The organism is Micromonospora sp. NPDC005172 (assembly GCF_040608555.1).
Classification (GTDB): Bacteria; Actinomycetota; Actinomycetes; order Mycobacteriales; family Micromonosporaceae; genus Micromonospora.
The window spans coordinates 148659-174442 of record NZ_JBEXIL010000002.1 but is presented as its reverse complement, the minus strand read 5'-3'; the positions used below and the strand labels follow the sequence as shown (position 1 = coordinate 174442).

Sequence of the window (25784 nt, the reverse complement as noted above, 5' to 3'; positions counted from 1 at the left end):
GGGTGCGGCATCCCTCGACTTACCCCGGCAGGAAGATCGCCAATCGGGCAAGCTGGGAGCATGACGGACAGCCACGCCGAGACACGGACACTGGTGTTGCTCCGGCACGCGAAGGCCGAGCCGGGCAGCGAGGGTACGGACGACGCGCAGCGCCCGCTCAGCGCCCGCGGGGAGGCCGACGCGGCGGCGGCAGGTGCCTGGCTGGCGCACCACGACCTGCTGCCCGACGTGGTGCTCTGCTCGACCGCCCGGCGTACCCGCCAGACCTGGCACGGCGTGGCGATGGGGATGGCCGGCACGCCGCCGGAGGGCGGGCCGACCGGTCCCCGCCCGACCGTGCGCTACGAACCCGGCGCGTACGACGCCCACCCCGAGGAGTTGTTGGCGCTGGTCCGGACGGCCGATCCGGCGGCTCGGGTCGTACTGCTGATCGCCCACAATCCGGGCGTCTCGCTGCTGTCCGCGTTCCTCGACCCGGAGACGGACGAGGAGGGACTGCGGACCGCCGAGCTGGCGGTACACCGCGGCGCGACCATCTGGAGCCAGTGGGGCCGGGGCGGGGCACCGATCGCCCAGCGGCACACGGCACGCGGCTGAGCCACCCGCCGGACGGCGACGGGTGGCTCAGGCGTTCGTGCTCAGGACGGTGGCGCGGTCGGCGGCGGAGGGTCCGGCGGCGGAGGCATCATCGCCGTTGGATGGGACAGCCGGTTCTCCTCGACGATGAGGGTCCGGGCCCGCTTGCGCCGGTCCTGCCAGAACCAGAGGGTGGTCAGCAGCACGGCCAGCCCGGCCAGGATGAACACCCAGCCGACCGCGCGCAGGTCGATCCACCAGACGTTGGCCCGGATCGCAAAGGTCATGATCGCGCCGAGCGCGATGAGAAAGATGCCGCTTCCTACACCCATGTGCGCTGCACTCCCCCGTGCGGTGGCTCTGGGCGTTCCCCTTCGTGGTCGAGGCGGGTTACCCGCCACGGCGGCGGCATACCCGACCGGGGCTGGTGAATACCGCTGACCGTGAGAGCCCGCAGACGTGACGACGGCCGGCGCGGGCGCAACCCTCGCCGGCCGTCGAGAGGGTGCCGGGTGGTGCGACCCGGAACCGCTCAGGCGTGCCGTGGCACGGTCAGAAGGCCTCCTCCGGGAGGTCCATGATGTCGAGGTCGGCACCCTCGATGATCCGCCGGTCGGCGCCGAGGCGCGGCAGCACCTCACGGGCGAAGAACCGGGCAGCGGCCACCTTGCCGGTGTAGAACGCCTTGTCGGTGGCGGAGACCTCGCCGGCGAGGGCCTTGAGTGCGACGTCGGCCTGCTTCTGCAGCAGCCAGCCGACCACCAGGTCACCGATCGCCAGCAGGAACCGCCGGCTGCTCAGGCCGACCTTGTAGAGCGCACGAGCGTCACCGGCCTGCGCCTCGCCAAGCCAGCCGGTCAACACGCCGAGGATGTTCTGGATCTCGGCCAGCGCCTTGCCGAGCGCCTGCCGCTCCTCCTTGAGCTGGCCGTTGCCCGCCTCGCTGGAGATGAACTCCTGGATCTCGCCGGACACCGCCATCAGCGCCTTGCCGTTGTCCCGCACGATCTTGCGGAAGATCAGGTCCAGGCTCTGGATGGCGGTCGTGCCCTCGTACAGGGTGTCGATCTTGGCGTCCCGGACGTACTGCTCCAGCGGGTAGTCCTGGAGGAAGCCGGAGCCGCCGAAGGTCTGCAGAGCCTCGTGCCCGAGCAGCTCGTACGCCCGCTCCGAGCCGACGCCCTTGACCAGCGGCAGCAACAGGTCGTTGACCCGCTTGGCCAGCTTGGTGGCCTTCTCGTCGCCGGCCGCCTCGGCGATGGCGACCCGATCCTGCCAACTGGCCGTGTAGAGGACCAGCGCGCGAAGACCCTCGGCGTACGACTTCTGCAGCAGCAGCGAGCGCCGTACGTCCGGGTGGTGGGTGATGGTGACCCGCGGGGCGGTCTTGTCGGCCTGCTGGACCAGGTCGGCGCCCTGCACCCGGTTCTTCGCGTACTCCAGGGCATTGAGGTAGCCGGTGGAGAGCGTGGCGATCGCCTTGGTGCCGACCATCATCCGGGCGTACTCGATGATCATGAACATCTGACGGATGCCGTCGTGCCTGTCGCCCAGCAGCCAGCCCTTGGCCGGTACGCCGTGCTCGCCGAAGGTCACCTCGCAGGTGTTGGAGACCTTCAGGCCCATCTTGTGCTCGACGTTGGTCGCGTAGACGCCGTTGCGCTCGCCCAGCTCGCCGGTGGTCTCGTCGAAGTGGAACTTCGGCACCACGAAGAGGGACAGGCCCTTGGTGCCGGGACCGCCCACGCCCTCCACACCCACCGGGCGGGCCAGCACGTAGTGCACGATGTTGTCGCTGAGGTCGTGCTCGGCCGAGGTGATGAAACGCTTGACGCCCTCGATGTGCCAGGTACCGTCCGGCTGCTGCACGGCGCGGGCGCGGCCGGCGCCCACGTCCGAGCCGGCGTCCGGCTCGGTGAGCACCATCGTGGAGCCCCACTGCTTGTCGATGAAGAGCTTGGCCCAGCCCTTCTGCCGCTCGTTGCCCTCGACGTGCAGCACGTGCGCGAAGGAGGGGCCGGAGGAGTACATCCAGACCGGCGCGTTCGCGCCGAGCACCAACTCGGCGAGGGCCCACCAGAGGGCGCGCGGGGCGTTGGTGCCACCCAGGGCCGGCGGCAGGTCCAGCCGCCAGAACTCGGAGTCCATGAATGCCTGGTAGGACTTCTTGAACGACTCCGGCAGCGGCGCGGTGTGCGTGGCCGGGTCGAAGACCGGAGGATTGCGGTCACTGTCCGTGTAGCTGGCGGCCAGATCTTCGCGGGCGAGGCGGTCCACCTCGGCGAGGAAACTCCGGGCCGTGTCGGTGTCGAGTTCCGAGTACGGCTCCTGGCCGAACGCCCGGTCCGCCCCGAAGACCTCGAACAGGTTGAACTCGAGGTCCCGAACGTTGCTCTTGTAGTGGGTCATGCTCGCTGGCCCCGCTTCCGGACAGGTGTTACCGATCAGTAACCCCGACTGTATTACTCGCGGGTAGGCAGCGACAAGCCGATCACCCGAGTGACGGCGATTACACAGTTTCCGCGCGTTGGCCCCGCTCAGCTCTCGGCGGCGCCGACTTCCCAGCTCGGCACGGCCGGCGTCACTCCCGTGCGCGAACCGACGTACTCCATGAGGACCAGCGCGATGTCGTCGTCCAGGCGTCCGTGCACCCACTCGACGAGGGCCGTTTCTAGCGAGGCGAGCCCGTCGGCGACCGTGCCGTGCCCGAGCAGCCGCCACGCCCGGTCGGCGGTCGGGAAGAACTCGCCGTCCCGCCGGGCCTCACCGAGACCGTCGGTGAACAGCAACAGCCGGTCGCCGGGCTCCAGGCGCTCGACCCGGGGACGGACCACCGGCATGAACCCGAGCGGCGGGGCCGGCGCGGGCGGTTCCAGCGGGATCACCGCGCCCCGGCGCAGCAGCAGCGGCGACGGGTGGCCGCAGTTGACGATCGTGAGCGTCCCGCCCCGTTCCTCGACCAGCGCGGCGGTCACGAAGTCCTCGTCGCCGACGTTGCGGGCCACCGCGCGGTCCAGGTCGGCGACGATGGCACGCAGGTCGGCCCGCTCGTAGGCCACGTGCCGGTACGAGCCCAGGACGATGCTGGCCAGGCGGACCGCGTCCAGCCCCTTGCCGCGAACGTCGCCGATGATCATGCGGACGCCGTACGGCGTGTCGATCGCCTCGTACAGGTCGCCGCCGATCTCGGCCGTGGCGGTGGAGGAGATGTAGCGACCGGCCACCGAGAGCATGCCGACCTGCGGCCCGAGCGGACGCAGCACCGCCTGCTGGGCAACCGACGCGAGCTTGGTCAGCTCGGCGATCTGCTCCGCCTGCCGCTGTCGTACCGAGGCCACCGCCACGGCCAGCCCGCTCGCCAGCCCGACGGCGACCACGTTGACCGAGGTCACCAGCACCATCCTCGGGTCGGTCAGGGCGAAGCCGATCCCGATGAGGGTCGCTGCGGCACCCACACCCAGCACCACCCGCCAGGCGGCCAGGGCAGCGGCGAGGAGCGGGGCGGCCACCAGGAGCGCGACGTAGTGGGCACGGCGGCCGTCGGCCAGCTCCAGCATCGAGACGATCGCGAGCAGGACGACGGCCGCGCCGAGGCCGGCGCGGGATCCGGGGCTCAGCGGGCTACGGCCCGACTGGAGGAGTCGCGTGGGTACGAGGGACAGCATGCCTGATCGACGTGAACGGGTGAATGAACCTGGCCCGTCGTCCGAGGATGTTCTGTCCGGCCGGCCCACGCTTCCGGCCGGATCGGCGTTCCCGAATGTACTCAGCCAAGCACCTCGTAGCGCACGGTGAGCGCGCCGACGTCCACCGAGGCGATCGTCGCGAACGCGGCACGGGAGAGGTCTAGGCAGCGGCCGTCGATGAACGGGCCACGGTCGTTGATCCGCACGACGACCGACTTGCCGTTGCTCGGGTTGGTCACCCGGACCTTGGTGTTGAACGGCAGGGTCTTGTGCGCCGCGGTCAGCTCGTTCGGGTTGAACGACTCGCCGTTGGCGGTGAGCTGCCCGTCGGAGTAGAAGGACGCGCCGCACGAGCCGCTGTCGAGCACCTTCACCGCGGGCGTGGTCTTCTTCGCCCGGGTGGGGCTCGGCTTGGGCGACGCGGTACGGGCCTTGCCCCGGGAGGCGGCCTGCGGCGAGCGGCTGGCGGACGGGCTGGCCGTCACGCTCGGCGTCGCGGTGGCACTGGCGCTCGGGGAGGCGGTCGGGGAGCTGGGGGTGGGGCTGCCGGCAGTGGTCGGGGTGAAGTCCAGGGCCGCCTGCCCCGACTGCCCGGAGCCGGACGTGAGCTGGACGGCACCGACCGTGCCACCGACGGCCAGGGCGACGCCGACCGCCGCGGTGGCCGCGATGCCCGCCGGGGAGGAGAAGAAGCGGGTACGGGAGTGCCTACCTGTCACCGGTCCGGTTCCTTTCGTCGACTGAACAAACCGGTCGGACCGTAACGAGAGAAGCACTTCCGAAGTCAACGTGATCATGGTGTTATGCCAGTATTTGCCCCGGTAGCTATAGCCGATCATCCGAGGTGGGGTGGGTCGAGCGGCCCAGGTGCGAACGCGCCGAGCGCCCGTGCCGCACGATGGACGAATGCCCGCTGAGCTGACCGGCCGCCTGGCCGCCCTGTTCCGCTGGATCGACCCCGGACCGGGCGCCAGCCACCTCGTCAGCGACATCTCCGGTTGGTGGCGCGACCCGGGCGTGCTGGCCGAACTGGGACCGGCCCTGGTAGCTCCGTACCGGGAAGCCGAGCCGACGGTGGTACTCGCCCCGGCGGTCACCGGCCTGCTGCTCGGACCACTGGCCGCGACCGCCCTCGGGGTCGGCTTCGTGGCCGCACACAAGCCCGGCGACGGTAGGTTGCCGGCCGGCCCGCTGACCTGGGCACAGAGCCCGCCGGACTACCGGGGCCGACAGGTCGACCTGGCCGTACGGGACCGGCACCTCGGCCCCGAGGACCGGGTCCTCGTGGTGGACGACTGGGTACGCACCGGCGCCCAGATCCACGCCCTCTACGACATCTGCGCCCGGCGCGGCGCACAGGTTCTCGGTGCCGCGGTGGTGGCCGTCGACTGCCCGCCCGAAACCACCACCGCGCTGCGGATCACCGGCCTGATCGCGGGGACGGATCTGCCGGGTTGACCTGAAGTCCACTTCATCTTCGACGATCGACGGATGAGCGACGGGATCCTCGACGAGGCGTACGAACGGCTCCACCGCACCGGCCCCGAATACGAGGGCTGGCTCTCCAACCACGGCCCGATGGCGGTCGAGGCGCTGGCCCGGCACGGGCACGAGCGACAGGTCCACCGCTGGCTGGACGACTACCTCGGCCGGCTCGACGAGCTTCCCCGTGGGCTGCGCCCGATCGACGACTGGCGGGCGGCGCTGGGCGATGCGAAGCGGACCGGAGACTGGCTGACGTACTTCGACCAGCACCTGCGCGAGCAGCCGTGGCGGGACGTGCTCGGCACCTGGTGGCCACGACTGCTGCCCGGCATCGCCGCCGGGGCCACCCACGGGGTGATCCGGGTCGGGCACGCCGTACGCGCCCTGCACCTGCACGGTGCGAACCCGCCCCGGCTCACCGAACTGGGCCAGGCCCTCGGGTACTGGGCGGCCCGTTGGCAGCAGGTACCCGGCGCGGACCGACTGCTCGCCCCGGCCCCGTCGGTCACCGACGCTGACCACGACGCCCCGGATGTTGTCGCCGCGCTGGCCGGGCTGCCCCGGATCGACGACCGGACCGGGGGCATCCGGGAGCGGCTGGGGCGGCTGGTGGGCGTACCCCGATGGGAACCGGCGCTCGCGGCGCTGCGCCCCGCGCGGACGCCGACCGAGGCGGAGCGTGGGCTCCACACGCTCGTGCACCACGCCGGCCTCGACTACCTGCGCTTCGGGCACGCCGAGCCGGTCATGCTGGTGCACGCGGTGACGGCGCCGACGGCCGTGCTGCGTACCCTGCCGGCACTTGACCGGGCGCTCTGGGCGCCGAGCCTCGCCGCGGCCTGGGCCGCGACGGCGGCCGTGACCTCGGTGTACGCCCCGAGCGACGCGGTGGCGCCGCCGTCGGTGACCGACGCGACACCGGAGGAGGTCTTCGCCCGGGCGGCACGGCACGGCGACGCGCACGTGGTCAAGCTGGCCGACGCGGTCCTCGACGCCCACGCGGCGACCGGTGACCGACGGCTGCTCGACGTCGCTGGCTACGCCGTGCAGCTGATCTGAGCCACGCGGACGAATTACCGCGGCGCGCCCAGCCGCGCTGGCCTAGCCTCGGCAGGATGTGGCCTCGGATCGGTGACCTGCGCACGCTCGCCCTCGGCACACCGGGCGAACTGCGGACGACCCTGAACACGCTGGTGTTGGCCGGCGTGAAGACCGCGACCGCCGGTCGGCTTGCCGAGTACGCGCAGGGGGGCGAGGAGTTGGAGCGGGTCGGCGAACGGTTGGCGCTCGTCGACGACGACGACGCGCTGGCCGGTGTCGTGGAGATCACCGGCGTGGAGGTGGTCCGCTTCGGCGACGTGCCCTGGGATTTCGCCCGGGCCGAGGGCGAGGGCGACCGTTCGATCGAGGAGTGGCGGGCCGGACACTCGGCCTACTGGGCGCGGCTGGGCACACCCGTCGACGACGACACCCCGATCGTCTGCCTGCGCCTGCGACTGGTGTCCGGCGGCGCGGGCGGCGTGGCCACCGGCGACCTGAGCACCTGAGCCGGCGTCATCGGCGCAGCTCGGGCAGCAGTCGGGTCGCCACGTCGGCCAGGACGGCCTCGTCGCCGGCGTACCAACTGCTCGCGCGCGGCCAGTGCGTCACCACGTCGGTGAAGCCCAGCTCTGCGGCCCGGCCGACCTGGTCGGCGAAGAACTGCGCGCTGCTCAGCGAGAACACCGGCGCGGAGTCCAGCGAGAGGTAGCGGTCCAGCGTCGCCGGGTCACGGCCAGCCTCGGCCAGCGTCCGGTCCATCCGCGCCGACAGCGTCGACACGCTGGCCCACCAGCTCGCCAGGTCGTTGTCGTCGCCGGTGCCGGTGGTCACCCAGCCCTGCCCGAAGCGGGCCACCAGCCGCATCGAGCGCGGCCCGTTGGCGGCCACCACGAACGGCACCCGGGGCTGCTGCACACAGCCGGGGTTGTTGCGGGCGTCCACCGCGGCGAACCAGTCACCACGCCAGGTGGTGCCGTCCTCGCGCAGGATCAGGTCGAGTAGTTCGGTGAACTCGGCGAACCGGTCGACCCGCTGACGCGGCGGCAGCGTCTCGCCGCCCAGCACCGCCGAGTCGAAGCCGATGCCCCCCGCGCCCAGGCCGAGCAGCAACCGACCACCCGAGACGTCGTCCACCGTGGTGACCTGGCGGACGAACGCCGCCGGATGCCGGAAGTTGGGCGACGCCACGAGCGTGCCCAGCCGAATCCGGCTGGTCACCGTGGCGGCGGCGGTGAGTGTGGACATGGAGTCGAACCAGGGGCCGTCGACCAGGTCCCGCCAGCCCAGGTGGTCGTACGTCCACGCGTGGTCGAAGCCCCACTCGTCGACCTGCCGCCAGCGGTGCTGCGACTCCGCCCAGCGCTGGTCCGGCAGGATCACGATGCCAATCCGCATGATCGCCAGCCTAGTCGGCATCGCTGTGTGACTCAGGTCACAACTGGACACGGTAGGGGCGTCCTGATCGACTCCGACCTCGTTGCGAGCAGGCACCCGGTGGGGTGCCGCCCGAGAGAGGGAAGAAGCGACATGACGAAGGTGACCGCACAGTTGTCCGTCTCGATGGACGGCTTCTACGCCGGACCGCAGTTCGACGGCCGCGGCGACTGGATCGACTCGGCCGAGGCCGCGGGCTTCTTCCGGATCACCCGCTGGGCCACCGAGGCGGCGGCCTGGCGCGAACGGCAGGGCTTCGCCGGCGGCGAGCGGGACGCCAACTCCGACGTGATGGCCGAGACGTTCGAGGCGGCCGGCGCGTACGTCATGGGTCGTCGGATGGCCGACGGCGGCGAGGTGCCCTGGGGTGCGGAGCCACCGTTCCGCGCACCGGTCTTCGTCGTCACCCACCGACCCCGCGAAACCCTGCTGCGCGGCGGCGGAACCAGCTTCACCTACGTCACCGACGGGGTGGCCAGCGCGGTCGAGCAGGCGCGCGCCGCAGCCGGTGGCAAGAACGTCGCCGTGGCCGGCGGCGGCAGCCTGGCACGCCAGGTGCTCAAGGCCGGCCTGCTCGACGAGTTGGAGCTGCACGTCGTACCGGTCGTGCTCGGCACGGGCCTGCGCCTGCTCGACGCCGACCTCGACCTCGGCGACAAGGAGGCGATCGAGCTGACGCCGACCCGGGTCATCCACACACCGCAGGTCACCCACATCCGGTACACGGTCAACGGTCGCGCCCCGCTCGTGCTCGACGACCGGGGTCGGGGCGGCGGAGCCACGGCGACCACCAACTGACCTGCGCTTCCATCGATCCCACGAGGAGTTCGCATGCCACAGCTACTACGGGTGCAGTGCTTCAACGTCTCGCGCGACGGGTTCGGAACCGGGGAGGGACAGAGCCTGGAACGGCCCTTCGGCCACGCCGACCCCGCCCCGCTGTTCTCCTGGCGTGCCGCCACCGCCAGCTTCGTCTACCGCACCGAGCCCGGCGGCACCCGCGGCCTGGACGACTACCTGACCCGCGACGCCGAGCACAACATCGGCGCGGAGATCATGGGCCGCAACAAGTTCGGCCCCCAGCGCGGGCCGTGGGAAAACCACGAATGGCAGGGGTGGTGGGGAGACAACCCGCCGTTCCACACGCCGGTCTTCGTGCTCACCCACCACGTACGGCCGTCGTTCGCCCTGTCCGACACCACGTTCCACTTCCTCGACGCCAGCCCGGCCGAGGCGCTGGCCCGGGCGAAGGAGGCAGCCGACGGCCGGGACGTACGCCTGGGTGGAGGGGTGGCGACCATCCGTGCGTTCCTCGACGCCGACCTGGTCGACACCATGCACATCGCAGTCGCGCCAGTCGACCTGCACCGGGGCGAACGGTTGTGGGAGAGCCCTGACGAGCTGCTCGACCGCTTCCACCTGGAGTCGGTGCCCAGCCCCAGCGGAGTCACCCACCTGCTGTTCTGGAGGCGGTGACGCAGACGCCGGGCTTCTAGCAGGCTGCACGTGAAGCCCGGGTAAATCGATCACCTTGAGTCACAATTCCATCACATGGAGTTGTGCACCCCTGCGTCTGGGTAACTCGGCAGTAGAAAGAAACTCACCCCTGCAGGGGAGGAACGATGACGCGGGACAAGACCACCCAGGACAGGACCACCAGGCCCAAGACCATCAGGGACAACAAGGCCGCGATGATCGGGCTTGTCGGCGTGGTCGCTGCTGCTGCCATCGGGGCACTGATCGCCGGAGTCTTCGCCCTGTTCGAGTCGGACAAGGGCAGCGGGGACACGGTCAACAACAGCCCGTGCGGCGTGATCAAGGGCAGTCAGATCAACTGCAACAATCCGCAGGGTGAGCCGCTACCCACGACGAATCAGGCTCCCACCGGAACCGGGCCGTGGCCGTTTCGGACCGTCAACACCTGGGGTGAGAGCGGCGTCGACATGGGAGCGGTCGTGCGCCCCTGCAAGGAACAGGACTGCGGTTGCGACCCTACGGTCAAGTGCCGGCTGGGCGTGGCGAAGGGCAATACCACCGTGTACGCCCGATGCCTGGCTCACTCCGACTTCACCGGGGTGCCGGGCGAGGTTCAGGACACGGTCTGGTTCAAGATTGCCTGGCCCAACAACAAGCTGAAGGCGACCCAGGTGTTCGCCCCCACCGCTCACGACCAGTACTCCGGATGGGTGAAGGGCTCGACGCTGGAGCCCGAGGGGCACAACGGCAACATCCCCGTGTGCCCCGCCGAGCCGCGTGTCGAGCCCTTCAACTGACCGGACGATCTCAGCACGGTCCAGAACGACGGAAGCCCTGGCGGGACATGTGTCCTGATCAGGGCTTCCGTGCGTGGAGCGGGTGACGGGAATCGAACCCGCACTGTCAGCTTGGGAAGCTGATGTTCTGCCATTGAACTACACCCGCGAGCGGCACCACTGTACCCGAGTCGTCGCGCCCGTGCACCTAGCCACCCCCGCGCGCCAGCTGACCACGCCCACCGCGAAGAAGTTTCCAGACGGCAACATATGGCCGTTCTCAAATGCATCGATGGGTTGTAACGTCTGCCACACATTGCCAGCCATGGCGTGACACACCCCCTGCCGCGCCGCCAGAGAGAGGTGGGCCCATGGGACTCCGTCCCAACCTGCTGACCCGGCGTGTCGCCGGTGTCGCGTTGACGACCCTCGCGCTGCTGCTCAGCACCGCTGCGGTGGGCGTCGTTCCGGCTGCTTCGGCCTCCTCCGCAGCGCCGGGCGGCGCCTGTTCGGGGCCGGCCGGCAGCCAGGCCAATGCCCGGGCGAAGCCCGGCGCCGCAGCCCTGCACGAGCCGAACGAGCTGACCGCCAAGCAGGTCCGCGAGCGGGACGCCGACCTTGCGGCGGCATTGCGTGAACGGGCCAACTACCGGGCCGGCGCCGGCGCGACGACGCTGGCCACCGTCACCATCCCGGTGGTGGTGCACGTGATCCAGGAGAACAGCACCCGGGCCGGCGGCAACATCCCGGACTCGCTGATCACCTCGCAGATCAGCGTGCTCAACCAGGCCTACGCGGGCGGGACCGGCGGCGCGACCACCGCTTTCGCGTTCCGGCTCGACAAGATCAATCGGGTGACGAACACGTCCTGGTACCCGATCGTCGACGGCTCGTCCGCCGAGCGGTCGATGAAGTCGTCGCTGCGGGTCGGCGGCAAGAACACGCTCAACATCTACCTCGGTGAGCTGAGCGACGACCTTCTGGGCTGGGCGACCTTCCCGCAGCGCAACCTGAGCAGCATGGACGGCGTGGTCGTGCTGAACGAGTCACTGCCGGGCGGCACCGCCACCAACTACAACCAGGGCGACACCGGCACCCACGAGATCGGCCACTGGCTGAACCTCTACCACACCTTCCAGGGTGGCTGCGGCGGCTCCGGCGACGGCGTCAGCGACACCCCGGCCGAGGCGTCGCCGGCGTACCAGTGCCCGACCGGGCGGAACACCTGCTCGGCGACCGGCCTGGACCCGATCACCAACTTCATGGACTACACCTACGACTCGTGCATGTACCAGTTCACGACGGGGCAGGCGAGCCGCATGCTGACCGCGTGGAACGCGTACCGCGCGGCGTAGCACCCCGCACGTACATCCGGTGCCGGCTCCCTCGTGACGGAGCCGGCACCGGCGTCTTTCCGAGGAACAGGCCGTGGTCAGGCGGCCGTGTACTGGACGTCACGGCTGCGGCGGGTCGGGCGCGTCTGCGGTACGGCCGGAGCCGCGACCGCCGCCGGCGGGCTCTGCGGATCGAGCCAGACCTGGACGGCCGGATGACCGACCGCGATGCCCAGGCCGTGCTGCTCACGGCGGGTCAGCATCGCCACGTCGACGGTGAACTCGAACAGCCGCCAGTCGACCCGTGGCTCCGCCCGGGCGCTCTGCGCCAGCCGGGCCACCCGGACCGGATCGGTGACCGGTCGGGCGCGGCCCGCCACGTACGCCTCGTCGTCGCTCTCCTCCGGCGGGAACGAGTGCAGCGCGTAGCGCCCGTCCCGTTCGAGGTCGCGGCGCTTCGGCGAGTCGATGATGAAGCAGAACAGACCCTCGTCGGTGATGACCGGGGAGACCGGGTGGACCCGGGGCCCACCGTCGGCGCGGACCGTGGCCAGGTAGCCGAAGCCCGGCCCGTACTGCTGCAGGAGAACGCGAATCCCATCGGCGAGGCGGGGCTCGTCGGCGGCGAAATCGGACCAGGAAGCCATGCGGGCATTCTATCGAACAAATGTACGAGGAGCGACCTCGACACGCTGGTCACCGCCCACCTCGCTAAGGTGGTCCGATGCTGCTCTCCGACCGCGACCTGGTCTCCGAGATCAAGGCCGGCACGCTGGGCCTGGAGCCGTTCGAGCCCACCCTGGTCCAACCCTCCAGCATCGACGTACGACTCGATCGGCTGTTCCGGGTCTTCAACAACCATCTCTACACCCACATCGACCCGGCCATGCAGCAGGACGACCTGACCTCGGTGGTCGAGGTGCCCGACGGCGAGCCGTTCGTGCTGCACCCGGGAGAGTTCGTGCTCGCCTCGACACTGGAGGTGATCTCGCTCGGCGACCAGCTCGCCGGCCGGCTGGAGGGTAAGTCCAGCTTGGGCCGCCTCGGCCTGCTCACCCACTCCACCGCCGGGTTCATCGACCCGGGCTTCTCCGGGCACGTGACGCTGGAGCTGTCCAACGTGGCGAACCTGCCGATCACCCTCTGGCCGGGCATGAAGATCGGCCAGCTCTGCATCTTCCGGCTGTCCTCGCCGGCCGAGCACCCGTACGGCTCGGTGGTCTACGGGTCGCGTTACCAGGGTCAGCGGGGGCCGACGCCGAGTCGTTCCTGGCAGAACTGGCGCGCCTGGCCGACGAGGTAGGAGACGACGAGGGCCCGCCGCGAGCGGATCGCGACGGGCCCCGACCGCGTCCCGCGTTTCTCAGCCGGGACGGCCGTAGCTGTGGATGGGCCCGTCGTCGGCCTTCTTCATCTTGACGGGCACCCCGGCCTGCGAGGCGTGCACCACCCAGCCGTTGCCGACGTACATGCCGACGTGGTGGATGTCGCTGTAGTAGAAGACGAGGTCACCGGGGCGCAGGTCGCCCTTGCTGACGTTCCTGGTCACCCGGCTCTGCGCGGCGGCGTTGTGCGGCAGCGACACACCGGCCTTCGCCCAGGCGGCCAGCATCAGCCCGGAGCAGTCGTACGACTCCGGCCCCTCGGCGCCCCACACGTACGGCTTGCCGATCTGGGCGCAGGCGAACTTCACCGCGATGCCGGCAGCGCCACCCGGATAGCTGGCCGGGCAGGGCGCCGGACGCAGCGGACCGCCGCCGCCGTTGCCGTACACCTTGAGGCGCTGCTTCTGCAGCCGGTCGATCTCCTCGTTGATCTGCTTCTTCTTCGCCGCCAACTGCGCCTCGGTCCGGGTCAGCTGGGCGACCATCTCGTCCAGCGGCGCCTTCTGCCGGGCCAGCTCGTCGCGGAGATCGGCGACCTGCCGGACGTCCTGCTGCTGGTTGTGGGCGAACCGGTCGAGCATCTCGAGTTGCCCGACCACCTCACTCGGCGAGCGGCTGCCGAGCATCGTGTTGACGGTCGACAGGTTCTGGCCCATGTACGCCCGTACGGCCAGCGCGCTCACCTTGTTCATCGCGGCGTCGACCTGGCGCTCCAGGGGCGCGATGCGAGCGGCGAGCGTGTCGGCCTGCTTGCGCTTGAGGGCCAGGTCGGCTCGGGTGGCGTTGTGCCGCTCGATGATCGGTTCGAGCTTGTTCCAGTCGGCGTCGATCTGCCGTTCGATCTCGGCGACGGACGGGTCGGCCTGGGCCACCGTGGCGCTGCCCGTCAGGACGACGGCGACGCCGACCAGGGCGGCGAGTGCGGTGGTGAAGCGGGACCAGCGTGGGCGCGGCGCGATCGACGTCGGGTCGGCCGGAGCCGACCGCTCGGACGACGGCCGCGGGGCATCAAGGGCCACCGGGTTCCGTACTCCTTCTTCCTGACCGCCTACCGGGTTAGCTGACGGGTTCGGGCGGGAAGTGGGCGCCCTACCGCAGTGGCTGCGGATTCACCCCAGGGAAACGTGGGTCCCCGGCTCGCTCGGAAGCGACTCGGCGGTGTCGGTCCGTCACCGCCCGGGATGGGCAGACCTGCTACCGGGCCGACAAATGACCAGAGTAGAGACGGCCGTTACCGATCCGCAACCCACGCGTCCGTGACACTCCGTACCGATTGGAGCGAGCCGCCGAGCGTTGGTGAAGGTTTCTTTCTGCATGTTTTGAAACATGGAAAGGTATTGACGCGGACTCCCGTACGGCGCGAAGGTGACCGCACTGACACCAGTTCACATGTAGGGGGTTCGATGAAGCGTCCGACCCTGCTCGCCGTCGCGGTCCTCACCGCCACAGCGGCCGTACCACTGCACACCGGCCCCGCCTCCGCCGCGCCCGCCGCCGACCGCCAGCAGCAGTACGCTGCCGCGGCGACCGAGTACGGCGTCCCGATCGACGTGCTGCTCGGCGTCTCCTACCTGGAGTCCCGCTGGGACAGCAACGCCGGTACGCCGAGCACCAGCGGCGGCTACGGCCCGATGCACCTGACCGATGCCCGGCACGTGACCGCTCTGCCCCGACGCGGCCACCATGACGCCCCGGGGGAGGACCCGCGTGGCGACGACTCCCGCAACGCTCTCACGCCCGCCCCGGCCGCCGACCCCGCGCCGCCCACCGCCGCCCTGCAGACCGTGGACGCCGCCGCCACGCTGACCGGGGCCACGACCGAGGCGCTGCGCACCGACGCGACGACGAACATCCGGGGCGGGGCGGCGCTGCTGGCCGCGTACCAACGGGAGGTGGGCGCGCCCGTCGGCGCCGGCACCGACCCGGCCACCTGGTACGGCGCGGTGGCCCACTACGCCGGCGCGGACAGCGCCGATGCCGCGGCGGCCTTCGCCGACGAGGTCTTCACCACGATCGGCACCGGCCAGACCCGAGTGACCGACGACGGCCAGCGGGTCACGCTGCCGGCCCGCGCCGTACGACCCGAGCGATCCTGGCTGGACCGGCTGGGCCTGCGGCGACTCGCTCGCCCGGACGGACTGGAATGCCCCCCCACGGTGTCCTGTGAGTGGATCCCCGCCCCCTACGCGGCGTTCGGCGACGGCGACTACGGCAACCACGATCTCTCCGACCGGCCCGCCCGGCAGAAGATCGAGTACATCGTCATCCACGACACCGAGGCGAGTTGGGCGACCACGCTCCAACTCGTCCAGGACCCGACCTACGTGAGCTGGCACTACTCGCTTCGCTCGGTGGACGGGCACATCGCCCAGCACGTCCGGACCAAGGACGTCGCCTGGCACGCCGGCAACTGGTACGTCAACGCCAAGTCGATCGGGCTGGAACACGAGGGCTTCGCCGCGCAGGGCACCTGGTACACCGAGGCGATGTACCGGACCTCGGCGAAGCTCGTCCGGCACCTCGCGCTGCGGCTGGGCATCCCGCTGGACCGCCAGCACATCATCGGCCACGACAACGTGCCCGGCACCACCGCGGCGACCGTGCGGGGGATGCACTGGGACCCGGGGCCCTACTGGGACTGGACGCACTACCTCGACCTGCTGCACGCGCCACGGCTGGACACCGGCACCCCGGCCACCGGGCTGGTCCGGATCGACCCCGACTACGCGACCAACCAGCCGGCGTTCACCGGCTGCGTCACCCCGGGGACGCCGTGCGCGCCGCGCGGCTCCTCGTCGGTGATCCTGCACACCGCGCCGTCCGCGGACGCGCCGCTGGTCAACGACATCGCGCTGCGTCCCGACGGCACCCCGGACACGATGGACGTGTCGGACCACGGTGCCCGCGCCTCCGCCGGCCAGACGTACGCGCTGGCCGGTCGGCAGGGCGACTGGACGGCCATCTGGTACCTCGGACAGCGGGCCTGGTTTCACAACCCGACATCCGCGCCGACCGCCGCCTGGACCGTCGGGATGGTGGTCACCCCGAAGCCCGGCCGGGCGACGATCGGAGTGTACGGGCGGGCGTACCCGGAGCAGGCGGCCTACCCGGCCGGCGTGCCCTACCAGACGATCTCGCCACTGCAGTACACCCTCGCCGCCGGTCAGCGGTACGCCGTCGGCACCGTGCTGCAGAGCGAGTACTACCGGGCCAGCACGTTCGACGGTTCGTCCCCCGGCGACTGGACGGTGATCCGGGGCGAGAAGCGGTACGTGCAGATCCAGTTCGGTCATCGCATCATGTACGTCGACCTCGCCGACGTACAGCTCCTGCCGTCACCGGTGGGCGCACCCCGCTGAGAAGCCACGACGGCCCCCGGTCGGTGTGACCGGGGGCCGTTCGTCGTGCCTGGTGCGGATCAGCCGGGTCTACGGAACCCCGCGACGGGCATGGTGTTGATGCTCGACACCATCACCGGTTTGCCGGCGCGTGGTGCGTGCACCATCTGGTTGTTACCCAGATACAGCCCGACGTGACTCAGGCCGGAGTAGAAGAAGACCAGGTCACCGGCGCGGGCGTCGGCGCGCGAGACGGCCTTGCCCTCGTTCCACTGGTCACCCGTGTGGTGGGTGAGGTAGATCCCGGCCGACTTGTAGGCGTACTGGGTCAGGCCCGAGCAGTCGAACGAGTTAGGACCGACCGCACCCCAGACGTACGGGTCGCCGACCTGCTGGCAGGCGGTCCTGATCGCCTTCTGCGCCGCCGCGGAGACCACGCCGTTGATGGTCGGGCAACCCGCGGTCTTGACAGTGGTCTTCGGCATCGACGCTTCGAGCTTCTTGATCTCGGCGTCGATCTGCTTCTTCTTGGCCGCCAGGTCGTTCTGCTGCTTGGTCTGGGTGGCGATCAGCGCGTCCAGCTTCTGCTTCTCGCCGTCGTACTTGGCCCGGACGGCCAGCACACCCGCGACCTGCTTGCGCTCCTGGGCGGCGAGCCGGTCGAGGAGGGTGAGCTGCTCGGTGAGCGTGTCCGGCTTGGCGCTGACCAGCAGCGCGCCGATCTCCTGCGACGGGCCCGACATGTAGTAACGGGAAGCGAGGTCACCGACCCGGTTGAGCGCCAACTCGCTCTGCAGGGCCAGCGGCTCGATCTTCTTCTGCAGCGCTGCCGACTTGCTCTTGTTGACCTTCAGTTGCGCCCGCACCTTGTTGTACTGCTCGATCGTGGGCTCCAACTGCTCCCACTTCTTGTCGATCTGCGCCTCGATCTCGTCGACCGTCGGCTCGGCCTGCGCCGGCACGGCGAGCATCCCGGCACCGACCGCGGCGGCCGCGACCAGCACGAGCAGACGGTGGGCGACCCTGCGCAGACCGCCCGGTCGAACGGACAGCCCTGGTGCGTGACGATGAGGGGGCATGGTTGCCACCGGCACCGACTCCTTTGCAACCGACCGCCGGGCGCCTCGCTTGAGGGAAGGGCCGAGGCAGACGACCCACAGCGGTCGGAGCACAACATTAGGGAAGCGCCGGACCGGAATCAAGGCGAGCCGAGTCACCGTCACTGTCGCGCAACCACTTGCACACCATGTGTGTTGGTCATTTAACCAACGATTGCGGTCAATACATCATCGAGTGTCACCACACCGAGTGGACGACGGCCGTCACTGACCAGCACCATGTGCCGCCGTTCCCTGCGCATCGCGAGCAGCAGATCGGCCAGCGTACGGTCCGGTGGCACCACCGCCAACGGCCGGTACACCTCGGCCGGCACCGGTGCTCGGCGACCCTGTCCGGCGTACCCGAGGACGTCCTTGACGTGCACGAAGCCCAACACGCGACGGGTGGACCGCTGCACCACCGGAAAGCGGGACCGACCGGTACGGGTGGCCAGCACCTCCAACGACGCGGGCGAGACGTCCTCGGCCACCGTCATCACCGTCGACCACGGCTGCAGAGCGTCGGCCGCGGTCCGGGTGTGCAGGGCCAGCGCGCCGGTGATGCGGGCGTGCTCCTCGGCGTCGAGCAGTCCCTCCGTACGCGCCTGCGACACCAGCCCCGCCAACTCCTCGGCGGTGAACACCGTCTTGACGGCCTCCGTCGCCTCGATGCGCCACAGGGCCAGCACCCGGCGGGCGGCCCACTTCATCGCCAGCAGCAGAGGCTTGGTGGCCACGCAGAACGCCAGCATGGCCGGGCCCAGCCAGAGCGCGGAGACCTCCGGGCCGGCCAACGTGATGTTCTTCGGCACCATCTCGCCCACCACCGTGTGCAGGAAGACGACGACACCGAGCGCAAGCACGAACGCCACCGGGTGCACCGCGCGCTCGGGCAGACCGATGGCGTGGAACGGCGACTCGAGCAGATGGGCCAGCGCCGGCTCCGCGATCGCGCCGAGGCCCAGCGAGCAGACCGTGATACCGAGCTGCGCGCCGGCGATCATCAGCGGGATCTGGTTCATCGCCGACAACGCCCAGCGGGCCCGCTTCGAGCCGGCCGCCAACGGCTCGATCACCGTCCGACGGGACGCGATCAGGGCGAACTCACTGCCCACGAAGAAGCCGTTGCCGAGCAGCAGCAGCACGGCCACCAACAGCTCAGTCATCGGCGTCCGGATCCGCCGGACGCAACACCCGGACCTGCTCGATCCGGTGCCGCTCCACCTCCACCACGGTGAACTCCCAGCCGTCGGCGTCGACCGTCTCGCCGGGCAGCGGAATGTGCCCGAGCCGCGCCAGCAGGAAACCGGCCAGCGTCTCGTACGGCCCCTCGGGCAGCCGGAAACCCGTCTGCTCGACCAGCTCGTCGGAGCGCAGCACACCGTCGACGAGCACGGTGCGCTCACCGCCCGGCACGGTCAGCTCGAACGGCTCGACGTCGTCCACGGTGGCCGGATCGAACTCGTCGGCGATCTCGCCCACCAGCTCCTCGACCAGATCCTCGATCGTCACCACGCCATCCGTGCCGCCGTACTCGTCGACGACGATGGCCAGGTCGGCGCCGGCCGCCTTCAACGCCGCCAGCACGCCGTCCAGGTCCAGGCTCTCCGGCACGTACACCGGTTCCCGGGCCACCGCGGCGACCATGGTCGACCCCCGCGCGGCCAGCGGCACGCCCAGCGCGTCCGGCACACCCGCCACGCCGGTGACGAGGTCGAGGGTCTCCTCGTACACCGGGAAGCGGGTCCGCCCCGTCCGCCGGGACTCCTCCAGCAGCTCGGCCACGGTCGCGGTGGCCCGCAGCGCGACCACGTCGACCCGCGGGGTCATCGCCTCGGCCGCCCGCTTGTCGCCGAACCGGATGGTGCGACGCAGCAGCATCGCCGTGTCCGGTGGCAGCGCGCCCGCGCGGGCCGAGATGGCGGCCAGCAGGCCCAGTTCCTCCGGCGAGCGGGCGCTCGCCAACTCCTCCTGCGGCTCCACGCCGAGCGCCCGGACCAGCCGGTTCGCCGAACCGTTCAAGCCCCGGATCAACCAGCCGAACGTCCGGGAGAAGGTGTGCATCGGCCCGGCGGTGGCCAGCGCGGCGGGCATCGGCCGGGCCAGCGCCGCGTTCTTGGGCACCAGCTCACCGAAGAGCATGGAGAGGAGCGTCGCCAGGGCCAGCGCCAGGAACGGGGTGAAGCGCTCGGTGTTTCCCCCGGCCACCGGACGCAGCAGCGGGGTGAAGATCCGGGCAAGCGCCGGCTCGGCCAGGTAGCCGGTGAGCAGGGCGGTGATGGTGATCCCGAGCTGCGCCCCGGAGAGCTGGAAGGACAGCTCGCGCAGCGCGGTGCGTACCGTCCGGGCAGCCTCGTCGCCGGCGGCGGCCCGCCTGTCGATCTCCGCGCGGTCGACCGTGACCAGGGCGAACTCGGCCGCGACGAAGAACGCGTTGCCGGCGGTCAGCGCAACGAAGCCGACCAGCGGCAGCAGCGTCATCAAGAGCAGGCCGTCGATGTCCCCTCACCTCGGCGAGATTCTTGCACGGCGGCGACGACCCCTGCGGGCCGCCGCCACCGATGTGCAGAACCCAGGTGTACGCGTCAGCCGGCGACCGCCGTCGACTCCTTGTCGCCGCGCGGCTGTTCGGGCTTGACCGAGCGCAGCAGGACGCTCGCCACGTCGATGACCTCGACCTGCTCGCCGGCGCCCTTGCCGTTGACACCGTCGTTGAGCATGGTCGAGCAGAACGGGCAGCCCACGGCGACCGTCTTCGCCCCGGTGGCCATGGCCTCCTCGACCCGGTCCACGTTGATCCGCTTGCCGATCTTCTCCTCCATCCACATCCGGGCGCCGCCGGCGCCGCAGCAGAAGGAGCGCTCGCTGTTGCGCGGCATCTCGATCAGGCCGCTGTCGCGGCCCGTACCGGACCGGATCGCTGCGTCACCCTGGCCATCTCCGGCTCCGCCTCCGATGGCGGTGCCCAGCACCTCGCGGGGGGCGGCGAAGACCCGGTTGTGCCGGCCCAGGTAGCAGGGGTCGTGGTAGGTGACACCGCCGTCGACCGGCTGCACCGGGGTCAGCTTGCCGGTGGACACCAGGTGGGCCAGCAACTGGGTGTGGTGCACCACCTCGAACTCGCCGCCGAGCTGGCCGTACTCGTTGCCCAGCGTGTTGAAGCAGTGCGGGCAGGTGGCGACGATCTTGCGCTTGACCTTCTCGCGGCCCTCGAACGCCTCGTTCAGCGTCTCGACGTTCTGCTGGGCGAGCATCTGGAAGACGAACTCGTTACCGATCCGGCGGGCCGGGTCACCGGAGCACGTCTCGCCCTCGCCGAGGATCGCGAAGCTCACGCCGGCCTCGTTGAGCAGCGTGGCGACCGCGCGGGTGGTCTTCTTGGCCCGATCCTCGAACGCGCCGGCGCAGCCGACCCAGAACAGGTACTCGAAGTCGTCCACCTCGCCGACCCGCGGCACCTCGAAGTCGAGGCCCTTGGTCCAGTCCTCGCGGGTGTTCTGCGGCGCGCCCCACGGGTTGCCCTTGTTCTCCAGGTTGCGCAGCATCACGCCCGCCTCGGAGGGGAAGCTCGACTCGATCAGCACCTGGTAGCGCCGCATGTCGACGATGTGGTCCACGTGCTCGATATCCACCGGGCACTGCTCGACGCAGGCGCCGCAGGTGGTGCAGGACCAGAGGACGTCGGGGTCGATGACACCGCCCTCTTCGGCGGTGCCGATCAGCGGCTTGTCACCCTCGGCGAGCGACAGGACGTCCAGGTGCGCGAGCTGCGCCTGGGTGGCCTTCTCCTCGCCGGTGAGGTCCTTGCCGCCACCGGCCAGCAGGTAGGGGGCCTTGGCGTACGCGTGGTCGCGCAGGCTGAGCACGAGCAGCTTCGGCGACAGCGGCTTGCCGGTGTTCCAGGCGGGGCACTGCGACTGGCAGCGCCCACACTCGGTGCAGGTGCTGAAGTCCAGCAGGCCCTTCCAGGTGAACTGCTCGACCTGGGCCACGCCGAACTGGTCCTTCTCCGGGTCGGCCTCCTCGAAGTCGAGCAGCTTGCCCTGGCTGGTCATCGGACGCAGGGGGCCCAGCCCGGAACCGGCCGGCTTCTCCGGGTCGCGCTTGAAGAAGATGTTGGGGAACGCCAGGAAGCGGTGCCAGGCGACGCCCATGGTGACGTTCAGCGAGATGACGATCAGCCAGGTCATCGAGATGACGATCTTGATGAGCGCGGCGACGCTCGCGCCGTCCGACCAGTCCGGGAGGATCGCGCCGACCGCGTGGCTGACCGGGGTCGCCCAGACCGGGTACTCGAAGTGGTCGGTGGCGACCTTGAAGCCCCGGATCACCAGGCCGAAGATCAGGACCAGCAGCACGATCCACTCGACGAAGTAGCCCTGCCACATGGTCGAGCCGGTGAAGCGGGAGCGACCGCCGGGCCGGCTCGGCCGGTTACGCAGCCGGATCGCCATCAACACCAGGATGCCGGCCAGCCCCAGCACCGTGATGATCTCGGTGGCCAGCCCGAAGACGGTCCAGTGCCCGATGAGCGGCAGTCCGCCGGTCGGCGTGACCACCTCGAAGTACGCCTCGAGCACCAGCAGGGACAGCACGATGAAGCCGACCATCACGAACCAGTGGGCGGCACCCACCACACCCCACTTGAGCATCCGGGTGTGGCCGGCGGTCTCCACCAGCATCTTCCTGGTGCGGGCGCCCTTGTCGGCGAACCGCTCCGGAGCGGGTTGCCCCAACCGGATGACGGCCGTCATCTTCATGACCGCGCGCACCGCCAGCCACACCGCCACGGCAGTGATGCCAGCCGCGAGGATCGTGGTGACGATCTGGACGCTGCCCATCGAGTTGGCCTCCCCGGTCTGCTGCTCGTCGAGCGGTTCAGCAACCGGGGCCGGGGCAGGAAGCGGCCAACATCGCGCCGCCGCCACACCCGCGACCGGACCGGTCGATGACCTCGCTCCGCTCGGTCATGCAGTGCAGCCTACGCGCAAGGTTACCCAGCAGTAACGTGAGTCATCTCGCAGTAGGCCGCGCTGCCTGCGGACACCATAGGGTGCCCGGCCCGGTCCTGCCGGGCAGGGGCTCGGCGGGTGATGGGGATCCTGCGGTCCGGTGGTGGATCCTGCGGTGCGGTGGCGCCCCGACCGGGCTCAGCGCCAGCGGGAGAGCAGCACCAGCGACGCGACCATCGCGCCGAAGCCGACCGCCAGGTTCCAGTACTGCCATGAGGCGACCGGGTACTCCTGCTCGGAGAGGTAGTAGACGACAAGCCAGCCGATGCCCGCGACGATCAGGGCGACCGCGGTGATCGGAAGCCACACCGGGCTAGGCTTGCGCGACGTCGCCGTCGTCGTCGGACGCACGTCCGTCGGCGGCGTGTACACCTTCTTCTTGCGGACCTGAGACTTGGGCACGGCGCTCTCCAGAGGGGGTGACGACCTCGTCCGGCCTGACAACCGGACGCGGAGGCGACGGTTCATGGCCAATAATGTTCGACAGCTAGCGTAGTCCCGAACGGCCGCCTGGACCACGAATGGGGTCAGGCAGGTACATGGAGTGACCGAAAAGGGCGGGACTGTTCGCATCACGGCCCAGCCGTCACGAACTTATCCCCGACACGCGGAAGGAACGCTCGGTGGAGTACACATCCGGCGCCGCCTCCTGGCAGAAGGTCCTCCGACGGGCCGTCGCCGGGCTGCTGCCCCGGCGGCCACGCCAACGGCGACCAGGCTGGTCGATCGGGGTTCCCCTGATCGCCGCCGCGGCGGGGCTGCTGTTCACCACCACCGCGACCACGGCGGGCGGTACCGCCCTGAGGGAGGACCGGCGGCCCCAGCTCAACCAGCTCATCGAGGAGCGGCAGCAGCAGGTCACAGCGAGCGAGCGCCGCGCTGCCACCCTGCGGAACGAGGTCGAGCAACGCACCAACACGCTCGCCGACTCGGACGCACCGATCAAGGCCCAGCAGAACCGCGCCCAACGCAGCCTCCAGGCCGCCGGATTCACTCCCGTCAGCGGCACGGCCGTGACGGTCGAGCTGAACGACGCACCCCAGCACAACGACGAGGCACACTCCGACGCCACCAACGACGACCTGGTCGTGCACCAGGGCGACGTACAGGCGGTGGTCAACGCGCTCTGGGCAGGTGGTGCCGAGGCCATGTCAATCATGAACGTCCGCGTGCTCGCAACCAGCGCGGTACGCTGCGTCGGTAACACCCTGCTGCTGCACGGCCGGGTGTACTCCCCACCATTCAAGATCGTAGCAATCGGCGATCCCGCTGCACTTCAGCAGGCCCTCGCCAGCTCTGAGGGAGTCCGGTTGTTCAAGGACGCTGTCGACGACTACCAACTCGGCTACAAGGAGTCCGTCTCCACCGTGACCGTGCCGGCCTTCGAGGACTCGACCGCCCTGCGCTCGGCGACGGTGCCCAGGTGAGCGACCCCGAGGACCGGCGCGACGGGCGACACCGGGACCAGGGCGACGAACCGACGGCCTTCCTGCCCAAGGTCAACCGTCCCGAGCCGGGACGCGCCGAACCGGTCCCGGGCCATACGGAGTCGTCCCCGGGCCGCGTCGAGCCCACTCCGGGCCGGGCGCCGACCGGCAACTGGCCCGAGCCTGTGCTGCCCACTCGCCCACGGACGACCCGCCCGCCGGCCACCTTCGAGCCGCCGAACCCGACCGGTCCGTCCCCGGTCGACCGTTCCGCCCCGCCGCAGGCGGGCCACCACGCCCCTGCCGCGCGCGCCGACAACGCCGCGCCGCCGAGCGCCGGACGACCCGACCCGCAGCGCACCCCCGGCCACCCGGCCCCCACGGCGCCGCCGCGCTGGCCGGGCATCCTGGCGGCCGACGTCGCACCGCGCGGCGACTCCCCCGCTCCCGGCGGGCCGGCCGCACCTTCCCCGCAGGGACCGGCACCTTCCCCGCAGGGACCGGTCCGACCTGCCGCCCCAGGCACCGACCCCACGCGGTCACCAGCGGCGGGAGGGACGGCGGCGAGCCGTCCCTCGACCGCCGGCGCACCGACCACGCCGGTCGACGCTCCCGGCACCCCGACTTCCGGCGACTTCGGTCGGCCCGGTCTTTCGACACCCGCAGCGCCCTCCACGCCTCCGGTCGGGGACGCGCCGACCGCGTTCCTCCCGAAGGTCGCCGCCGGGTCCACTCGTCCGACCAGCACGTCGAGCACTCCCATCTCCCCGGCCGGGTCCAGTCGCACCGATGACCCGAACGCCACTGCGGTCATCCCCGCCGTGACCAAGGGACCGACGCCCCGGCCGCCGGCCATGGACTCGACGGCGCTGATGGGCGCGGTTCCCCGTACGCCCACCCCCGACGACCCGGCCGGCGCGGACGACGGCGCCGCCGAGCCGCCCCGACCGCGTCGGGGGGAACGGGTCGTCCAACTCCGGCCACACCAGACCGGCGAGGGTTACAAGAGCGTCTACTCCGAGCTGACCCGCCCGTCCCTCGCCTCCCGGTTGCGGACCGGCATCCGGGCCACCGGCGAGGTTCTGATCACCTTCGGCCTGGTGGTGCTGCTCTTCGCCGGCTACGAGGTGTGGGGCAAGTCCGCCGTCGTCGACGCCCACCAGAACGACCTCAGCAGCCAACTCGCCGAGGAGTGGGGGCCGACCGACGACCCGACGGTCGTTCCGTCCACGGGCCCGAGCGCCAAGCCTGCCCCACCCGTGCGCGGCAAGCCGATCGCCGGCCTCTACATACCCAAGCTCGAGAAGAACTGGGTGGTGGTCGAGGGCGTCACCCAGGACGACATCCGGTACGCCCCGGGCCACTACCCGACCAGCGCGCTGCCCGGCAAGGTCGGCAACTTCTCCGTGGCCGGCCACCGCAACCGGGCCACGTTCTGGAGGCTGGACGAGCTGCACGACGGCGATGCGATCGTGGTCGAGAGCAAGACCGACTGGTTCGTCTACCGGGTGGCACAGACCCGGATCGTCAAGCCCACGCAGGTCGAGGTGGTGGCGCCGGTGCCCGGCGAGCCAGACCAGAAGCCGACCAAGCGGATGCTCACGTTGACCACCTGCAACCCGAAGTGGGACAACTACCAGCGCCTGATCGTCCACGCCGAGTTGGACCGGACCCAGCCGAAGTCGGCCGGCCGCCCGACGGAGCTGGGAGGCTGACG

The 25784-nt window shown here is 70.6% G+C and carries 24 protein-coding genes, 1 tRNA gene and 1 riboswitch; of the genes, 12 read left to right on the top strand and 13 right to left on the bottom strand.

Translation table 11 applies throughout. From position 1 onward, the window contains the following. The first annotated feature begins 60 nt into the window (after positions 1–60). A complete protein-coding gene (locus tag ABZV06_RS02115) occupies positions 61–597 on the top strand; it encodes a histidine phosphatase family protein (RefSeq protein ID WP_355617815.1) in 537 nt (178 codons plus the stop codon). Between the two features lie 41 nt (positions 598–638). Here ABZV06_RS02115 and ABZV06_RS02110 read toward each other — a convergent pair whose 3' ends face one another. From ABZV06_RS02110 to ABZV06_RS02095, 4 genes are all read right to left on the bottom strand, one after another. Further along, a complete protein-coding gene (locus ABZV06_RS02110) occupies positions 639–908 on the bottom strand; it encodes a DUF6458 family protein (protein WP_007454197.1) in 270 nt (89 codons plus the stop codon). Between the two features lie 220 nt (positions 909–1128). Next, complete coding sequence (locus tag ABZV06_RS02105; protein ID WP_355617812.1) at positions 1129–2985, bottom strand: acyl-CoA dehydrogenase; 1857 nt, start codon at positions 2983–2985, stop codon at positions 1129–1131. A 128-nt stretch (positions 2986–3113) separates the two neighbouring features. Next, on the bottom strand, positions 3114–4241 hold the full coding sequence (locus tag ABZV06_RS02100; protein ID WP_355245408.1) for a PP2C family protein-serine/threonine phosphatase: 1128 nt from the start codon (positions 4239–4241) through the stop codon (positions 3114–3116). Positions 4242–4342: 101 nt separating this feature from the next. After that, positions 4343–4981, bottom strand: coding sequence for a septal ring lytic transglycosylase RlpA family protein (locus ABZV06_RS02095; protein WP_355245405.1), 639 nt, complete (start codon positions 4979–4981; stop codon positions 4343–4345). Between the two features lie 187 nt (positions 4982–5168). Between ABZV06_RS02095 and ABZV06_RS02090 the strand changes: the two genes are divergently transcribed. From ABZV06_RS02090 to ABZV06_RS02080, 3 genes are read left to right on the top strand one after another with little or no spacing between them, the layout of a single operon-like run. Continuing rightward, on the top strand, positions 5169–5720 hold the full coding sequence (locus tag ABZV06_RS02090) for a phosphoribosyltransferase family protein (RefSeq protein ID WP_355245402.1): 552 nt from the start codon (positions 5169–5171) through the stop codon (positions 5718–5720). A gap of 33 nt (positions 5721–5753) precedes the next feature. After that, positions 5754–6806: a hypothetical protein gene (locus tag ABZV06_RS02085; RefSeq protein WP_355617809.1), complete on the top strand. Its 1053-nt coding sequence runs from the start codon at positions 5754–5756 to the stop codon at positions 6804–6806. Between the two features lie 56 nt (positions 6807–6862). Then, a complete protein-coding gene (locus ABZV06_RS02080) occupies positions 6863–7294 on the top strand; it encodes an ASCH domain-containing protein (RefSeq protein ID WP_355617807.1) in 432 nt (143 codons plus the stop codon). 7 nt (positions 7295–7301) lie between these two features. Here the strand turns inward: ABZV06_RS02080 and ABZV06_RS02075 are convergent, their stop codons facing one another. Next, positions 7302–8204 (bottom strand): LLM class flavin-dependent oxidoreductase, encoded by a 903-nt coding sequence (locus ABZV06_RS02075; protein ID WP_355617804.1) that lies wholly within the window; start codon positions 8202–8204, stop codon positions 7302–7304. Between the two features lie 111 nt (positions 8205–8315). Between ABZV06_RS02075 and ABZV06_RS02070 the strand changes: the two genes are divergently transcribed. From ABZV06_RS02070 to ABZV06_RS02060, 3 genes are all read left to right on the top strand, one after another. Then, positions 8316–9020, top strand: a complete 705-nt coding sequence (locus ABZV06_RS02070; RefSeq protein ID WP_355242715.1) for a dihydrofolate reductase family protein — start codon at positions 8316–8318, stop codon at positions 9018–9020. Positions 9021–9053: 33 nt separating this feature from the next. Further along, entirely contained in the window at positions 9054–9698 is a 645-nt protein-coding gene (locus ABZV06_RS02065) for a dihydrofolate reductase family protein (RefSeq protein ID WP_355242718.1), read from the top strand. 146 nt (positions 9699–9844) lie between these two features. Further along, on the top strand, positions 9845–10495 hold the full coding sequence (locus ABZV06_RS02060; protein WP_355617802.1) for a hypothetical protein: 651 nt from the start codon (positions 9845–9847) through the stop codon (positions 10493–10495). Between the two features lie 74 nt (positions 10496–10569). Here ABZV06_RS02060 and ABZV06_RS02055 read toward each other — a convergent pair. Further along, a tRNA-Gly gene (locus tag ABZV06_RS02055) sits at positions 10570–10643 on the bottom strand. A 202-nt stretch (positions 10644–10845) separates the two neighbouring features. Here ABZV06_RS02055 and ABZV06_RS02050 point away from each other — a divergent pair. Next, complete coding sequence (locus tag ABZV06_RS02050) at positions 10846–11829, top strand: zinc metalloprotease (protein ID WP_355617800.1); 984 nt, start codon at positions 10846–10848, stop codon at positions 11827–11829. Between the two features lie 77 nt (positions 11830–11906). Here the strand turns inward: ABZV06_RS02050 and ABZV06_RS02045 are convergent, their stop codons facing one another. Continuing rightward, entirely contained in the window at positions 11907–12455 is a 549-nt protein-coding gene (locus ABZV06_RS02045; RefSeq protein WP_355242727.1) for a pyridoxamine 5'-phosphate oxidase family protein, read from the bottom strand. A 77-nt stretch (positions 12456–12532) separates the two neighbouring features. On the opposite strand from ABZV06_RS02045, the gene dcd reads away from it, so the two are divergent. Then, positions 12533–13111 carry a dCTP deaminase gene (gene dcd, locus ABZV06_RS02040; RefSeq protein WP_266247661.1) on the top strand — a complete coding sequence of 193 codons (579 nt, stop codon included), beginning with the start codon at positions 12533–12535 and terminating at the stop codon, positions 13109–13111. A 60-nt stretch (positions 13112–13171) separates the two neighbouring features. On the opposite strand, the gene ABZV06_RS02035 is transcribed toward dcd, so the two are convergent. Then, on the bottom strand, positions 13172–14212 hold the full coding sequence (locus tag ABZV06_RS02035; protein WP_355242730.1) for an NlpC/P60 family protein: 1041 nt from the start codon (positions 14210–14212) through the stop codon (positions 13172–13174). Between the two features lie 12 nt (positions 14213–14224). Next, positions 14225–14361: riboswitch (cyclic di-AMP (ydaO/yuaA leader) on the bottom strand. A gap of 235 nt (positions 14362–14596) precedes the next feature. Here ABZV06_RS02035 and ABZV06_RS02030 point away from each other — a divergent pair. After that, positions 14597–16552 (top strand): N-acetylmuramoyl-L-alanine amidase, encoded by a 1956-nt coding sequence (locus ABZV06_RS02030; protein WP_355617797.1) that lies wholly within the window; start codon positions 14597–14599, stop codon positions 16550–16552. Positions 16553–16611: 59 nt separating this feature from the next. On the opposite strand, the gene ABZV06_RS02025 is transcribed toward ABZV06_RS02030, so the two are convergent. From ABZV06_RS02025 to ABZV06_RS02005, 5 genes are all read right to left on the bottom strand, one after another. Beyond that, on the bottom strand, positions 16612–17625 hold the full coding sequence (locus ABZV06_RS02025) for an NlpC/P60 family protein (protein ID WP_355242736.1): 1014 nt from the start codon (positions 17623–17625) through the stop codon (positions 16612–16614). Positions 17626–17792: 167 nt separating this feature from the next. Beyond that, positions 17793–18794 carry a hemolysin family protein gene (locus ABZV06_RS02020; protein ID WP_355242739.1) on the bottom strand — a complete coding sequence of 334 codons (1002 nt, stop codon included), beginning with the start codon at positions 18792–18794 and terminating at the stop codon, positions 17793–17795. Then, positions 18787–20109, bottom strand: coding sequence for a hemolysin family protein (locus ABZV06_RS02015; protein WP_355617794.1), 1323 nt, complete (start codon positions 20107–20109; stop codon positions 18787–18789). Before ABZV06_RS02015 ends, ABZV06_RS02020 begins: the two co-directional genes overlap by 8 nt. Positions 20110–20213: 104 nt before the next feature. Then, on the bottom strand, positions 20214–22469 hold the full coding sequence (locus tag ABZV06_RS02010; RefSeq protein ID WP_355617792.1) for a (Fe-S)-binding protein: 2256 nt from the start codon (positions 22467–22469) through the stop codon (positions 20214–20216). 309 nt (positions 22470–22778) lie between these two features. Further along, positions 22779–23042 carry a cell division protein CrgA gene (locus tag ABZV06_RS02005; protein ID WP_355242748.1) on the bottom strand — a complete coding sequence of 88 codons (264 nt, stop codon included), beginning with the start codon at positions 23040–23042 and terminating at the stop codon, positions 22779–22781. A gap of 221 nt (positions 23043–23263) precedes the next feature. Between ABZV06_RS02005 and ABZV06_RS02000 the strand changes: the two genes are divergently transcribed. Both ABZV06_RS02000 and ABZV06_RS01995 read left to right on the top strand, forming a co-directional pair. Beyond that, positions 23264–24067, top strand: a complete 804-nt coding sequence (locus ABZV06_RS02000) for a DUF881 domain-containing protein (RefSeq protein ID WP_355242751.1) — start codon at positions 23264–23266, stop codon at positions 24065–24067. After that, positions 24064–25782 (top strand): class E sortase, encoded by a 1719-nt coding sequence (locus tag ABZV06_RS01995; protein WP_355617789.1) that lies wholly within the window; start codon positions 24064–24066, stop codon positions 25780–25782. Before ABZV06_RS02000 ends, ABZV06_RS01995 begins: the two co-directional genes overlap by 4 nt. Positions 25783–25784 lie beyond the last annotated feature (2 nt).